At 50.3% G+C, this 14,137-nt stretch carries 12 protein-coding genes and 2 tRNA genes; 3 read left to right on the forward strand and 11 right to left on the reverse strand.

Going from position 1 to position 14,137, the window contains the following annotated elements; translation table 11 throughout:
• From IPK84_01750 to IPK84_01760, 3 genes are all read right to left on the reverse strand, one after another.
• Positions 1-855 (reverse strand): mechanosensitive ion channel family protein, encoded by an 855-nt coding sequence (locus IPK84_01750; protein QQS16062.1) that lies wholly within the window; start codon positions 853-855, stop codon positions 1-3.
• 53 nt (positions 856-908) lie between these two features.
• Complete coding sequence (locus tag IPK84_01755; GenBank protein QQS16063.1) at positions 909-1,244, reverse strand: tRNA-binding protein; 336 nt, start codon at positions 1,242-1,244, stop codon at positions 909-911.
• Between the two features lie 37 nt (positions 1,245-1,281).
• Positions 1,282-1,368, reverse strand: a tRNA-Ser gene (locus IPK84_01760).
• Positions 1,369-1,457: 89 nt separating this feature from the next.
• On the opposite strand from IPK84_01760, the gene IPK84_01765 reads away from it, so the two are divergent.
• A complete protein-coding gene (locus IPK84_01765; GenBank protein ID QQS16064.1) occupies positions 1,458-1,925 on the forward strand; it encodes a hypothetical protein in 468 nt (155 codons plus the stop codon).
• A 10-nt stretch (positions 1,926-1,935) separates the two neighbouring features.
• Positions 1,936-2,008, forward strand: a tRNA-Arg gene (locus IPK84_01770).
• 137 nt (positions 2,009-2,145) lie between these two features.
• Here IPK84_01770 and IPK84_01775 read toward each other — a convergent pair.
• From IPK84_01775 to IPK84_01785, 3 genes are read right to left on the reverse strand one after another with little or no spacing between them, the layout of a single operon-like run.
• Positions 2,146-2,709, reverse strand: coding sequence for a fibronectin type III domain-containing protein (locus IPK84_01775; protein ID QQS16065.1), 564 nt, complete (start codon positions 2,707-2,709; stop codon positions 2,146-2,148).
• A gap of 24 nt (positions 2,710-2,733) precedes the next feature.
• The gene (locus IPK84_01780) at positions 2,734-4,605 is read right to left on the reverse strand and encodes a hypothetical protein (GenBank protein ID QQS16066.1); all 1,872 of its coding nucleotides are present in this window, start codon (positions 4,603-4,605) and stop codon (positions 2,734-2,736) included.
• 60 nt (positions 4,606-4,665) lie between these two features.
• Positions 4,666-5,142, reverse strand: coding sequence for a CBS domain-containing protein (locus IPK84_01785; GenBank protein ID QQS16067.1), 477 nt, complete (start codon positions 5,140-5,142; stop codon positions 4,666-4,668).
• A gap of 140 nt (positions 5,143-5,282) precedes the next feature.
• On the opposite strand from IPK84_01785, the gene recG reads away from it, so the two are divergent.
• Positions 5,283-7,364: an ATP-dependent DNA helicase RecG gene (gene recG / locus IPK84_01790; protein ID QQS16068.1), complete on the forward strand. Its 2,082-nt coding sequence runs from the start codon at positions 5,283-5,285 to the stop codon at positions 7,362-7,364.
• Here recG and IPK84_01795 read toward each other — a convergent pair.
• The 5 genes from IPK84_01795 to IPK84_01815 all read right to left on the reverse strand — a co-directional run bounded on the left by IPK84_01795 (position 7,330) and on the right by IPK84_01815 (position 14,128).
• Positions 7,330-8,871 carry an O-antigen ligase family protein gene (locus tag IPK84_01795; protein ID QQS16069.1) on the reverse strand — a complete coding sequence of 514 codons (1,542 nt, stop codon included), beginning with the start codon at positions 8,869-8,871 and terminating at the stop codon, positions 7,330-7,332. The genes recG and IPK84_01795 overlap by 35 nt on opposite strands.
• A gap of 268 nt (positions 8,872-9,139) precedes the next feature.
• The gene (locus tag IPK84_01800; GenBank protein QQS16070.1) at positions 9,140-9,376 is read right to left on the reverse strand and encodes a hypothetical protein; all 237 of its coding nucleotides are present in this window, start codon (positions 9,374-9,376) and stop codon (positions 9,140-9,142) included.
• 630 nt (positions 9,377-10,006) lie between these two features.
• Positions 10,007-11,797, reverse strand: coding sequence for a translational GTPase TypA (gene typA / locus IPK84_01805; GenBank protein ID QQS16071.1), 1,791 nt, complete (start codon positions 11,795-11,797; stop codon positions 10,007-10,009).
• 212 nt (positions 11,798-12,009) lie between these two features.
• Complete coding sequence (locus IPK84_01810; protein ID QQS16072.1) at positions 12,010-12,414, reverse strand: response regulator; 405 nt, start codon at positions 12,412-12,414, stop codon at positions 12,010-12,012.
• 19 nt (positions 12,415-12,433) lie between these two features.
• The gene (locus IPK84_01815; protein QQS16073.1) at positions 12,434-14,128 is read right to left on the reverse strand and encodes a PAS domain S-box protein; all 1,695 of its coding nucleotides are present in this window, start codon (positions 14,126-14,128) and stop codon (positions 12,434-12,436) included.
• Positions 14,129-14,137: the final 9 nt, after the last annotated feature.

The following is a 14,137-nucleotide window of genomic DNA, read 5'->3' on the forward strand; positions in this document are numbered from 1 at the left end:
TTACCTTGCCTGATGAATCACTCGCTGCGGAAACGGAATATCAATACCCTCTTTATCAAAAGCTATTTTGAGACGCTTGCGAAGCTCGCCTGTCACGTCCCATTGCTTGATCGGCTGCGTATCTCCGAGAATCTTGATCACGATCGCCGAATCGCCAAAATCGTCGACGCGAAGGAATTGAGGTGGCGCAATAATCATATCTTTCCAATCCGGATCCTCGGCAAGTTCCGCGCCCACGCGATTCACCACCGAAATCACCTGTTCCAAATCGGAGTTGTAAGCAATGCCGATATTGAGATTGACACGAGAGAAATTCTTGGACATATTGGACACCTGTTTCACCTCTCCATGCGGCACATGATGCACGACACCGTCAAGATCGCGAAGCGTCGTCATGCGCAGACTGATATCCTCAACCAGCCCGCATGTCGTATCGAAACACACCACATCGCCGATGCGATACTGATTCTCCATGATAATAAAGAGTCCGCTAATAAGATCGCGAATGAGATACTGCCCGCCAAAGCCGAAGGCAATGCCCGCAACCCCTGCCGCCGCAAGGAGCGGCCCAACAGCAAAGCCAAGCTCAGAGAGCATCATCAGCCCGACCAAAACCCAGAGCAAAATACCAGCCGATGTCGAAAAGATACGAATCAACGTGTCCTCTCGCTTCCGTTCCGCCTCTTTGCTGAGAAATCGACTCGGCACTACCAGCTTTCGCACCGACTTCTCAATAAATACCCCGACAAATCGCTGAACCAGCAGCGCCGCAAAAACGATAGCCACTATCTTCACCCCATGATCCACAAACCACGGCGCAACACTTCGCACGATATCGTGAGTAAAATTTTGCATAGAGAAGTCCGTATTCTTAAGAATCAATAACAGGTAAAGAGGATGAAGGGAGGTTAGAACATTTTCGATCCGTTAGGAACCTGTCTCTCCGGTTGAGCCAGTATCACATCGCCATGCTCATCAGCAAAACCAGTAGTAAGGCACTCCGAAATAAAAGGCCCTATTTGTTTTGGAGGGAAATTAACGACGCATATCACCTGTTTACCTAACAGGTCTTCTTTTGTGTAATGCCGAGTAATCTGAGCGCTTGATTTCTTTATTCCAAGTTCCCCCAAGTCAATCCGTAATTTGTAAGCAGGCTTGCGAGCTTCAGGAAAATCAGCTACCTCAAGAATAGTGCCGACACGCAATTCTACTTTTTCGAAGTCGGACCAATTGACCTCTTCCATAGGATCTGTCAGGAAAGTAGCCAATTATCTCTCGTTGCGGTGGGGGTGAGATTCGAACTCACGGTACCGTTTCCGGTACGGCAGTTTTCAAGACTGCTACCTTAAACCACTCGGTCACCCCACCATATTGCAAACATTTCCAGACTAACAAGAAAGAAACGGCTTGTAAAACCGTGCTATACTGTACGCATCCGCAAAGAATTGCACTCCTCCATGACAAACAATCCGCCACAACTCACATGGACCGCGCCGGAATTCGACGAATCGCCGGCTCATTCGCGCGCGCTTCTCCTCTTGCTCGGAGTGTTTCTCGCTATTATTGTCTATGCTCTCATCGAGAATAGTTCCATCATGGCCATCACCTTTGTCCTCCTCGGAACCGTCACATTCCTTCATAGCCGGAAATCTCCCAAGACACTCAGGTGCGCCATCACATCCGAAGGCGTCGTCGTTGAAGAAGAAATCTATGCGTTCGACAACATAAAGTCGTTCTGGATTATATACGAAGAAGACGAGCGAAGCCTCTTCCTCAAAACACGAGGGTCGCTCATAGCTTCCGTCCGCATCCCACTCGGATCCGCAAACCCGGTCGCCCTACGAGAGGCGCTCCTCACATCGGTCCGGGAAGTGAAATACGAGCCGACGGTAGTTGACACTCTCTCTCGTTTCCTGCATATTTAAACGAGGCTACGCGCTCGTAGCTCAGTGGATAGAGCGTCTGGTTGCGGTCCAGAAGGTCGCAGGTTCGATTCCTGCCGAGCGCACACGAAACAGGAAGCAGAAGAGTTACCTTCCCATCGAAATCTTTTCCCAAAAAAGTCAAAAGACAGGCAATTCGCCTGTCTTTTCCGGTTCACGAAAACACTTAAGATCCGTGTCATAAACAACGCAACCTCTTCTTTTACGCGCCGCTCCAGAAACTCATCATGATGCCAAGGTCACGCGTATTCACCACATTGTCAGTATTCACATCCGCCGAGAGTCCCGATCCCGTCTGAAGCCACTGAGTGACCAGCGCGGTAAAGTCAGAAAGCGAGTAGGTCTTGGTTTGCGTGTCCACTTCGACACTGGTCGACTGAGCTGACTCGCCAAACCCACTATACGCCGTCACAGCATACACATAGGTTCCCGACGAAAGTCCGGTATCAGAGTACGTCGTCGTCGTTGAATTCGTCGTCCCGACTTGCACCGTGGGCGTACATCCGGCACCGCCGCATCGATAGACGTTGTACCCGGCAAGCCACCCGTCTGAAACCGCATCCCACGATAGGTTAATCTGTGTCGTCGAAGGAGACGACGCAACAAGACTTGTTGGCGTGGGCGGCGCACTCGATGGTGGTGGTGGCGGCGGCGGAAGTTCCGCAAAGACTGTTGGTACAGAGAGTATTGCGAGAGAAAGAGATCCGAAAAACAATCCTCTCAATACTCGACTTCTCCATAAAGAGATGTTCGATTTTTGTTTCATACGATTCTAGAAGGGTTTAATGCGTTATCGAACACGAATCAAAATCGTCTTTGAAGTGCTATTGCCAACATCGTCATAGACCTTGAGCTGGAACATATGGAGACCAACCGGGGCATCTGCCGGAATATTGAACGATTTGCTCTTTGTCGTCTTCCAATAACCGAGGAACTGATAGCGATAGTGATCAATATCCTCGTTGTCTTCTGCATCCCACCACACCTTTTCACCACGGGATTTCGTAAGAAATCGGGGAAGATCGGTAATTTCCGGATCTTTATCGTCAACGAAAATATTGTAGGAAGCAGACTTGTCCACCTCATTTCCATCCGCATCAATATAGCGCACCGCATACCGGGAAGTGCCATTTTCTTTTTCAGTCACTTTAATCGACCAGTCACCATTACTATCCACTTTTGTACTGTCCTTCAATTTTCCCTCGCGATAGATCTCGACTTTGCCGTTTTTGATATCCGCATCCGACCCCTTGAAAGAAAGTTTCGAATCATCAGTCATGAAATCTTCTCGCTTCCCAAACTTCGCTTTTTCACCAATCACTTTAATAGATTCTCGCGAGAGCTCTCCCTTTCGGGTAGAAGCATCCGCCGCACACGACCGCTCGATATCCGGACTCCCGCCACTGCACCCCGCAGGAACACCCTCAGCATCGCGAGTCTGTACCTCGCCGAGACACCGCCCCCAGCTACCATAGGAGAAGCTTGAGCAGGTAACAACCGTCGGCACATAGGTGCAACTCTGACTCGATGAAGGTGGCGTACCGCCGGAACAACCAGCGGGAACACCCGTCACTGTGCGTGTCTGCGTATTGTCAACCTGGCATACTCCCCAATCAGACACATCGAAACTCGTACAGGTTGTACTCCCGCCAGTATACGTACACCCCTGTGTCGACGCCGGAGGATTTCCACCGGAACAGCCCGCAGGAACACCCGTCACTGTCTGTGTCTGTGTGCCGTCTGGCTGACATTCACCCCATCCGGATTCGGTAAAACTCGTACAGGTCGGGGGCGTATAAACACAGGACTGTGTCGTATCCGGAGTAACCCCACCGGAACACACATCGGGAACCGTCGAAACAACTGTCCGGGTCTGCGTACTGTCCGACTGGCACGCTCCCCAACTTGAGTAAACATAATCCGTGCAGGTCGGTGCACCGACGAGCGCCCGAATACCGGAGACATTGGACAACAAATCATTGCCAAATCCACCTTCTTCGATAACATCGGAATCCGTATCGTCATCCGGACCAACAAAAGTATAGCGAATATTGTTCGTCGTCGCAGAAACCGAGCGAAGCGCCTTAAAAGTCAGCGTTGCCACAAGTCCCGAATTATTCTTTACTCCGGGCGACGGTTTGGCAAGTGTCAATGAAATCGTCCCACCAGCCGTATCATTATCCACGATCTGACATGGGTTCCCCTGATACATACAGGTATTGTCGACACCGAATATGGATCCGCTCGTATCCCATCCGGTCAGTTGAAAATCCGCCGGATCATACGTCACGATAGCTCGCGTCGCAACAACATCAACTCCGCCAGTATCGACCACTAAGTCCACAGAGAACGTATCGTCTTGTGCAACATTGATCGTAGTGCCGTCCCCAGTCGCATCAGGCGATGTCATGGAAAGCGTCGCTGTTCCACTCGCCTTAGACAAACTTTCAATTTCCACAGACACGCTCCAGACAAACGACACAAATGCGCCAGATATAAAGGCGAGCATGAAAAGCCCTTGCCAAGTCTTCACGCGCGTGCGAGACACAAAAACCCAAGACTTCCCCAGAAATGGCAACGTATCACTTGCAAGATTGTCAATATGCCGACTCATGGTCCCTCCCGTCTGAAGGGGATCTTTCTTTTGTTTTTCTTCAGCCATAGCGCTGCAAAAATATGCTTAAACGTAAAGGATATCTATTTTCGTGATGGAGAACACGGGCTATATCACTTCCTTCGAGGAATCAAATGACTTCAATATATCGGCGATAGCAACAATGCCAACCATGCGCTGCATGTCATTCGTTACCGGAAAAACACTTAATCCCGTCTCCTTGAACTTTCCGATAAGATCCCGAACTGCCATACTTTCGGAAACCGTTTGGCACGGCGAACTCATAATATCTTCGGCTTTCGCTTGCATCAGTCGATCAACCATTTCGCGGCGACTTCCGCTCATCTCACTCGAAACACGCATCTTCCTCATAAAGTCTATATATGACGGAAGATAAATATTCGACGAATCTTTGGTAAAAAAATCCGTTTCCGTAATAATACCGACAATAGCTCCGTCATCAAGGACGGGAACACCATGAATCCGATGTTCGGTAAGAAGTGCTGCCACTTTCTGCAAAGGATCCGATGGACTCACGGAAATAACCGATGCCGTCATGATATCGCTCACCACTGAATCACCCATAAAACACAAAAGGAGATAAAGAGAAACACCTCTCACAGGAAACGCCCTTAGTATAAATCATTCTGTTCGTATTCGCAAAATGATCAGAGTCGCTCGACAAATCTCTTTACAAAGCCGGATAAAAACGTTCTATTGGATATATGCTTTCCTCTCAAACATATCTCAGTGACATTGCAACGATCAAAAAGAGTTTCATCCCGAAATTCTCAGCACTTGGCATACGCACCGTTCAAGATCTCTTGTTTCACATTCCTTCTCGATATGAAGATTTCTCTCACATCAAGTCGATTGCGGACGCCATCGAAGGAGAAAAAGCGACATTCGAAGGAACTGTCGGACATTTCCAAGAAAAAAAGACGTGGAAACGGCGCATGAGCATATTTGAGACAGATCTCACCGACGATTCGGGAACCATTCGATTGATCTGGTTCAACCAAAAACTGATTACCGGAAACCTGCCGCCTGACACGCGAATCCGCGTTTCCGGAAAAGTCGCCCGCGACCGCGACGGATTTGCCATGACATCGCCGGCGTTTGAGCGGTCCAGTCGCCGCCCGACACATACCGCGCGCCTCGTCCCCATCTACCCGGAGACGTACGGGCTCACATCAAAGTTTATCCGATGGCAAATTGAGATGCTCTTCGAAAAAAAAGTGGGCATCCCTGACCCACTTCCGGAATCGCTCGTGGAAAAACTCCATCTGCCGACACTCCCCCGAACGCTTCGCATGATTCACTTCCCAAAATCTCCGGAGGAAGTCGAGATTGCACGGAAACGCCTCGCTTTTGACGACATGTTTCTTGCCCAGCTCAAAAGCCTCGAACTGAAATCGATTTGGAAACAGTCGTCCGCCGTTTCTTTTCCAAAAAACGAGAAATTCTTCACGGAAAGCGCACGTTGTTTTCCCTTTCCGCTTACCGCTGCACAGACAAAAGCTATCGAAGAGATTCTCAACGACCTCGCCCGCGACATTCCGATGAATCGCCTGGTGAACGGGGACGTTGGGTCTGGAAAAACAGCAGTTGCCGCAGTTGCCGCACTTCGCGTCGCACAAGCCGGATTCCAAGTAGCACTTCTTGCTCCGACAGAAGTACTCGCTCGCCAGCATTACGAAACCCTCTCGAAATTCTTCGCGCAAACTTCGTTTCAGATTGCTCTGCTTACTCGATCTTCACACAGACTCGCCTCGGAAACCGTCGCCAAAGAAACACTCAAAAACGCCGTGAAAAGCGGACTTGCCAGCATTGTTATCGGCACGCACGCACTCATCCAAGAAGACGTGTCGTTTCGAAACCTGGCACTGGTTATCGTTGACGAACAGCACCGCTTCGGCGTCTCCCAACGAGCCGCACTCCAAGAAGCGACACGGCATTCGAAGGACGGGATGCCAAAAACAACGCCTCATCTCCTCACACTTACCGCAACACCGATACCGCGAACGCTTGGCATTGCCCTCCTTGGCAATCTGGATATTTCCATACTCGACGAAATGCCGAAAAATCGCCTCCCTATCGTCACCAAAATCGCCGCCACACGCGACGCCAAGGAAACAGTCTTCCGATTCGCTCGCCAAGAGATAAAAAAAGGGCGGCAAGTCTTCATCATCTTGCCGCTCGTCGAAGAGTCGGCCACGCTCTCCGAAGTCAAAGCCGCCAAAACGGAGCACGAGAAACTCTCTAAAAAAGTATTTCCCGAATTTTCCGTCGGACTGCTCTATGGAAAAATGAAACCTGCCGAAAAGGAGAAAACGATGCGTGACTTCAAGGAAGGCGCCCTGCATGTCCTCGTCTCCACATCTGTCGTCGAAGTGGGCGTCGACGTGCCCAATGCCACCGTTATGATTATCGAAAATGCCGATCGATTCGGACTCTCTCAGCTCCACCAATTCCGCGGCCGAGTCGGTCGAGGCGCGCACCAATCCTATTGTTTCCTCCTTCCAGGGAAAAACAGCACCAATGATCGCCTCGATGCTCTTGTCGAAAGCAATAACGGTTTCTCCCTTGCCGAAAAAGATCTGGAAATCCGCGGCCCGGGAGCGTTCTTCGGACTCCGCCAGTCCGGTATCCCCGATATCGCCATGAGCCACCTTGGGAACACCCGCCTCATAAAAATCGCCCAAGAAGAAGCTTCGACACTCCTCCTCGACGATCCATCCCTCGAAAAGCACCTATATCTCCGTGCCGCCCTCACTGAAATGACCGAGAACGTGCACTTGGAATAATCTCCAACTCAGCGTCAGCATTCGCCCGCACACATACTCCGAGAAGGAATCCAAGGAATATCACGCCGAAGTGTCCGCTCCAGAGCCAGTGATCAAGAAAGAGAACAGGTAGAAGCGCGCAAAACACCGCGAGCGAAAGTGCATTCCTGCTTTTCCATGCTGAAAAGAGCCAGATAAGAAGTATGCGTGAAAAGAGCAGAAACCCAACCAAACCGAGCTCAGCACATACCAGAATCGGCACAACATGCACCGGCTGAAACGCACCGACAAAATCCCCGACATCCGGAAACCGCCACATCGAAAACGCCGTGAAATTCCCGCCACCGACACCAAGAATCGGGTGTTCGCGTATGGTCCTAAATGCCTGATCAAGGAATATTTCTCGGTCCGAGAGAGAACCTTCACGCACAAGCGTCGCCTCCGAAAATCGGCTTAGGGCGATATCGCGAACAAGAAAAAACGCCACCGAATAAGAAATGAAGGTCAAAAGAACTACAATAACTACACTGCTTACCCATCCCCTTCCGTCATTCCCGCGAAGGCGGGAATCCAGATACCACAAGACTCCGGATGAATTGAAGCAGGATTTTCTCGGAAAATTATCAGCAATATCAACCGTCGAAAGGCGCGTTTCGGAAAAGTTTTCTCTTGGCACATCCGAATCTTGGTAAAGCGTAGATTCCCGCCTTCGCGGGAATGACAAGAAAAGAGAGCACTTCAGACATCGAATGAATCCAAAAAACAATACTCCCGTCCCAAAGAAAAACCCCATCCATCCGCTCCGTGAAAACGTGAGTACGAGCACAAAACTCAGAAGCGCGGTCGCCCCCAAAGAAGCAGCTCGAAAAGAAACCTTTTTCGCAGTCACTGAGAACCACCCGCCAAAAAGCGCCGCGACCGCAAGCGCTCCACCGAGCACATTCGGATGCTCGAATCCGCCGTAGGCGCGGAGGAATCGCCCGTTCTCGGTTTTCAAGACAAATGTCCCCCACCGCGAAGGATCATGTTCCGCCATACCAAGCAGCGTCGACAGCGCAACAAACTGCCCGACCCACTGCGAAAGCGCGAGCAGTGCCTGAATCGACATCGAGAGGAGGAAAACCGAAATCGTCTTTCGAATAGAAAACCCGCCATATCGCGCAAGCACAAAAGCAAGCACCAGAAGCAACACTCGCCACGCAGAAAGGAATGCAAGACTCTCATCAACCGCCCAGAGAGCAGACAAAAGCGACCACAGAAAGAGCGTGCTTATCGCAATGAACAGGCGATCGCGCGCAAGAGTGCGCCACACTCCCCGCTTTGCTCCAAAAACGAAAAATGCCGCGCACGTCAGAAGCGCCGCATCCGACAAATAGAGACCAATCGTCGCATACTGCCATTTCTCACCCCTCACAAACACTTCGTGTACTATCCACACCGTCTGCCACGGCAAGAGAAAGACAAACGCGTACCACGAAAGTTGTCGTGCCGATTTCAACATAGCGCCAGCATAGCACCCATTACCCATTGCCGTCATTCCCGCGAAGGCGGGAATCCAGACTCCACTTACCTCATGGAAAGATCATTGCAAGCTTTGTTCACAAAGTAAAAGTAATCGTCTCGAATTGGTGGAACAGAGATTCCCGCCTTCGCAGGTATGACAAAAAGGAAAATACTTCCCGTCAAGCACAGCTGAAATTTCCAACCAAACAAAAAAGCCCCCATATATATAGAGACTTCAAAAAAAATCGAGGGCGGAGGGAAATTTATTTCCACACCCGCCCCAACTCACTAGCTTATCCTCGCTGTCCAACACGAACGACGCTATTTGTGCTTCGAGAAGGCAGGTACCGCCCCTTACAGGTCCTATCACTCCACTGATGAGAAATACTCCCAAAATCGACAGGAGTGATAACAACCCGCGATCCATCATTAATGGTCAGTTGCCTGACCTCGATCCGACGGCGATGAAACACACCATCCGCATCGCGGAAGCCATGGCGAATGACAGTTACTTCTACTATCTTACTCATTCTCACTTTCTCCCGAGTAGGTCGCCTAGCGACCGGTTAGTTTTCAGTCTTTCCCAAAAAATACATCTACAGGAATCGCATTACCTGGGATTCCCTGAATCAACGCCCCGAACACGTAACGCTTGTGAGCAGGGACAACGAAACATTTCACATCTCCATCCCAGATGATAGTCCACCCATCGTGAGACTGTGTATCCATGGTAGACTCGCAAACAAATACCTCTCCTGGAATGCCCTTCCACCAAAATAATGCGTCACAACTGAAATAATACGACTTCCATTTGGAATTTCCGGCTGCCAACGAATAGCCCCCGAAAGGTACCATTTTAATTGCCATCTCCGTTGATCGAGTTTACCTCTGTTTACCATTTTCTTCCTCCTCAATGAAGACTATAAACAAAACAAGAAACCACTTTCCGATACGACGGAGAAATTTCCACGGACACAATCAGATGCCTGAATCAGCCGTAAAACCACCTCTCCGCCGTATCGGGTGAATTGTCAAAGATCCACACAACCGGGATGATAGCATATCGCCCATGTTTTGTCAATATATTCGGACAAATACAACAAGAAACAAAAAACGGCTCTTTCAAGCCGTTTTCAATAAAAAATCACTGTTTTAACACTTTACTTGCCTTTCCTCCCCGCTTTCACACGGTCATTCTCGGTAAGGTATTGTTTGCGAAGTCGGACACTTTCCGGAGTGATTTCGAGATACTCGTCGCTTGCCATCACTTCGAGCCCGCGCTCGATCGAAAGCGTCCATGCCGGCGTGAGCTGGATCGCATCGTCCGAGCCCGAGGCACGCATATTGGTAAGCTGCTTGCCCTTGGTTGGGTTGACACTCATGTCATCGCCCTTCGAGGCATTGCCGATTACCTGCCCCTCATATACATCCGTGCCGGCGCCAATATAGAGCGTGCCGCGTTCCTGCAGATTCCAGAGCGAGAAACCGAGCGCCTTTCCGGTTGCCATAGAGATCATCGAGCCGACGCTCCGGTGCTCGATATCGCCCACATGCGGACGAAATTCCAAGAACCGCGACGAGAGAATGCCCTCGCCCTTTGTATCCACGGTGAATTGCCCTCGATACCCCAGAAGTCCGCGCGTCGGAATCTCAAAAAGAAGCCTCGAATCATTGCCCTGACCCTGTTTCATATCCGCCATAATACCCTTGCGCTTCCCCATTCGCTCGATCACCGCGCCCGAATATTCCGTCGGCACATCCACCGTCACTTCTTCAAATGGCTCGCATTTCTTGCCGTCAATTTCCTTCATGATGACTTTCGGCTGAGAAACCTGGCACTCATAGCCTTCTCGACGCATCGTTTCAAGAAGAATGGCAATGTGGAGTTCGCCACGTCCCGAGACAACAAAGTTCTCACTCGAATCAAAATCTATTTTGAGCCCCACATTTATCTCAAGCTCGCGGCGCAAACGCTCGCGAAGCTGCTCGCGTGTTACAAACTTTCCTTCACGTCCGGCAAACGGCGAATCATTCACCAGAAAATGCAGGGTGATCGTCGGCTCGTCAATCGCGATCGACGGAAGATTGTCCGCTTCTTTGGTGTGCGCTATCGTGTCACCGATATATACATCGGCAATACCGGCAATAAGCGCAATGTCTCCCGCAGATACCTCCGGCGACTCCTCGCGATTCATACCGCGAAAGGTGAATATTTTGGTAATTCGCCCCGAAGATACTTCGCCGGTCGGCTTCTTCGCGAATACCGTATCGCCCACCTTTGCCGAACCCTCATAGACGCGACAAATAGCAAGACGTCCCAAGAAATTATCGTACCCGAGATTGAAAGGCTGGGCGCGGAAAGGAGATGTCGTATCTTGCGCTGCGGCCGGCACCGCCTCAAGCACCGTATCGAGAAGCGGCGAGAGATCATTTGAATCGTCCGTCATGTTTCGCTTCGCAATTCCCTGCTTCGCAATCGCATAGACGGTCTTGAAATCAAGCTGTTCGTCCGTCGCCCCGAGATCAAGAAAGAGTTCGAACACCTGATCAAGCACCCACTCCACGCGCGCCGCCGGCTTGTCTATCTTATTTACCACCACAATCGGCTTGAGCCCCAGTTCGAGCGACTTCTTGAGCACAAATCGCGTCTGCGGCATCGGGCCCTCCTGCGCATCGACGACGAGCAATACCGAGTCGATCGATCGGAGCACTCGCTCCACCTCGCTTCCAAAGTCGGCATGTCCCGGCGTATCAACAATATTGATTTTCGTATCCTTGTAGAAAAGCGCCGCGTTCTTGGAATAAATCGTGATGCCGCGCTCTTGCTCGAGCGCATTGGAATCCATGCTTGCCCCCTCTTCTGTCATGCCCGTCTGGCGCATCAACGCGTCGGTCAAGGTGGTCTTCCCATGATCGACGTGCGCGATAATAGCGATATTCCGGATTTCCATAAGCAGCACAAAAAATTAAGAGAAACACGAGGAGCGAAGAGCCAACAAAAAACGGCTCCCGCCGCTCGAAGTCTTGACAGACTATCAAATAAATCACCATTTGTCAAAAAAAAAAAAAAAAACATCCCGAAGCGCATTGCGCACTTCGGGATTTACAAGCACAGCCTGGACCGATTTCAAATAGACTCAACCGCAGCGCTATACGGAGAGATCTACGAAGAGGTGAGTGCTTTTCGAATGCGCTGCACCATATCGGGAAGCGAGACATTCGATTTCACGATATAATCAAGCGCGCCCAACTCTTTGGCACGGGCAATATCCTTTCCCTGGCTCAGATTCGACATTACTACCACGCGGATATCCGACAACGCCGCATCAGCGTGTAGCTCTGTCAGCACCTGAAAACCGTCTTTGAGCGGAATCATAATATCAAGAAGTACGATATCCGGCTTCCGATCGCGGATCTTCCGAAGCGCCTCCTCGCCATCCTTCGCAAGATCCATCTCGAACCCCTCCAAAGCCAACTTCTTCATGTAAACATCCGATATAAATTCATCGTCTTCAACAATAAGAATGGAATTTGATTTGTCCGATGATTTTATGTCTTTAGTTGCCATAGGAAAATACAAAAAACTATTATTTTTTCGCAAGCGGAAATATAACGAGAAACGTCGTTCCCTTTCCTTCTTCACTCTCAAATGAAACCCGACCGCCCATCTCTTCGACAAAATTCTTCACCACAGCCAATCCCAAACCGGACCCCTCCGTCTTCCAACGAAGCGCATTTGAAGCGCGGAAAAACTTCCCGAAGATTTTCTCGCGCTCCGATTTCGGAATGCCGATCCCCGTATCGGAAACGGAAAGACTCACTTCACTATCCGAAAGTCCTTCCAAGGTAACCGTAACGACAGACTCCGGACGGCTGTACTTGACAGCATTGTGAATGAGATTCTCACAGATTTCATGGAGACGCCTCGGAAAAGACTCTACCTTCCACCGGCTTGATTCTTTCGTCGGAGAGAAATCAATGTGCACACCGGATTTCTCAGCAAGCGACTGCAACTCCCCAATCACCGATGTTATTGTCTCAACGATCCCGACGGCTTCCGCCGATTCCGGATCCTGCCCGGAGTCAAGGAGTGCGACATTCAAAAGATCGTTAATAAGCCCGATCATCCGAAGCGTGTTCGCATGTATCTTCTTCACCGTGTCGGCAACTTCCGGAGAGATATCTCCGACATCACCGCCCAGGAGCATCTCCATATTCCACCGCATCCCCGAAAGCGGGGTTCGCAACTGATGCGCCGCAACAGAAAGAAACCGGTCCTTTGCACTATCCATAGCTCGTTCCTCCGTCATATCCTTGAGAACGATCATGCACCCGAGCAGTCGATCGTTGTCGGAGAATATCGGGGTAACGGAATACGCGACCGGCAAAGCCTCCAAATTTTTCCGCACCAGCAAACCGCGCGCATTCTCCAGCGGAGACTTCTTCGCGATCACTTGCTCAAGAAAATCTATCGATATCTCCGGATGTCTATCAGTCGCTAGCGAAAAAAACTCCTGACATCGCCTTCCCAAAAGAGAGCGCGCCTCGGAATCGCCCATGGAAACTCCCAAAATATCTTCCGCTGCCTCATTGAGAAACAAGAAATTTCCTCCAAGATCGACCGCTATGACGCTATCGCCAATCGATCGCAAAAAACGCAAAACCGAATCGCGCTCTTCCTTCTCTCGAGCGAGCGCTTCATTGGCAATTTTCAGATCTTCGGCCTGACCGACCAATCGCTGTTCATATCGATGTCGTTCGGTCACATCTCGCTGAACCGCAACGAAGAAACGGATATTCTCCCGTTCATCAAGAAGCGGGGACACGCCGATTTCCGCAAAATAGAGATCGCCCGATTTTCGCTTATTCTGTATTTCTCCAAAGAATTTCCGCTTCTGTTCCTTGATAGTCTTCCAAAAATTCTCGTAAAACACTTTCTCCATCTGATTCCCCCATAAAGACGGAGTCTTCCCAATAGCTTCATCGCGAGAAAATCCGGTAACGCGTTCAATAGCCGGATTTGCATACAGTATTATGCCATCCGCATCGGTGATAATCATGGGATCGAAACTCTCCTCCGCTGCCATGCGGAACTTTTTCAATTCCTCGGTCTGATCCCGAAGTTGTCCCTCGAGGATACGGGCATCGTCAAGAACGTTGAGAATCGCTTTCTCGGTATCTTCCAACTGCCGCACCTTTTTCTCAAGATCGCGCACGTGTTCCGGAGAAGCGGGGACACTCTCGGAAGCCGATGCGTTCTGCGGTTTCATCGTATGGGTCATAGAAGAACT

This window comes from Candidatus Moraniibacteriota bacterium, from assembly GCA_016699875.1.
Taxonomy (GTDB): Bacteria; Patescibacteriota; Minisyncoccia; order Moranbacterales; family UBA1568.

Excerpts from the sequence above, each read along its gene's own strand:
- IPK84_01775 (QQS16065.1), bottom strand. The coding sequence starts at position 2,709 with ATGAAACAAAAATCGAACATCTCTTTATGGAGAAGTCGAGTATTGAGA.
- IPK84_01755 (QQS16063.1), bottom strand. The coding sequence starts at position 1,244 with ATGGAAGAGGTCAATTGGTCCGACTTCGAAAAAGTAGAATTGCGTGTC.
- IPK84_01765 (QQS16064.1), top strand. The coding sequence starts at position 1,458 with ATGACAAACAATCCGCCACAACTCACATGGACCGCGCCGGAATTCGAC.
- IPK84_01795 (QQS16069.1), bottom strand. The coding sequence starts at position 8,871 with ATGGGTAATGGGTGCTATGCTGGCGCTATGTTGAAATCGGCACGACAA.
- IPK84_01800 (QQS16070.1), bottom strand. The coding sequence starts at position 9,376 with ATGAGTAAGATAGTAGAAGTAACTGTCATTCGCCATGGCTTCCGCGAT.
- IPK84_01750 (QQS16062.1), bottom strand. The coding sequence starts at position 855 with ATGCAAAATTTTACTCACGATATCGTGCGAAGTGTTGCGCCGTGGTTT.
- IPK84_01810 (QQS16072.1), bottom strand. The coding sequence starts at position 12,414 with ATGGCAACTAAAGACATAAAATCATCGGACAAATCAAATTCCATTCTT.
- typA (QQS16071.1), bottom strand. The coding sequence starts at position 11,797 with ATGGAAATCCGGAATATCGCTATTATCGCGCACGTCGATCATGGGAAG.
- IPK84_01780 (QQS16066.1), bottom strand. The coding sequence starts at position 4,605 with ATGGCTGAAGAAAAACAAAAGAAAGATCCCCTTCAGACGGGAGGGACC.
- IPK84_01785 (QQS16067.1), bottom strand. The coding sequence starts at position 5,142 with ATGGGTGATTCAGTGGTGAGCGATATCATGACGGCATCGGTTATTTCC.
- IPK84_01815 (QQS16073.1), bottom strand. The coding sequence starts at position 14,128 with ATGACCCATACGATGAAACCGCAGAACGCATCGGCTTCCGAGAGTGTC.
- recG (QQS16068.1), top strand. The coding sequence starts at position 5,283 with ATGCTTTCCTCTCAAACATATCTCAGTGACATTGCAACGATCAAAAAG.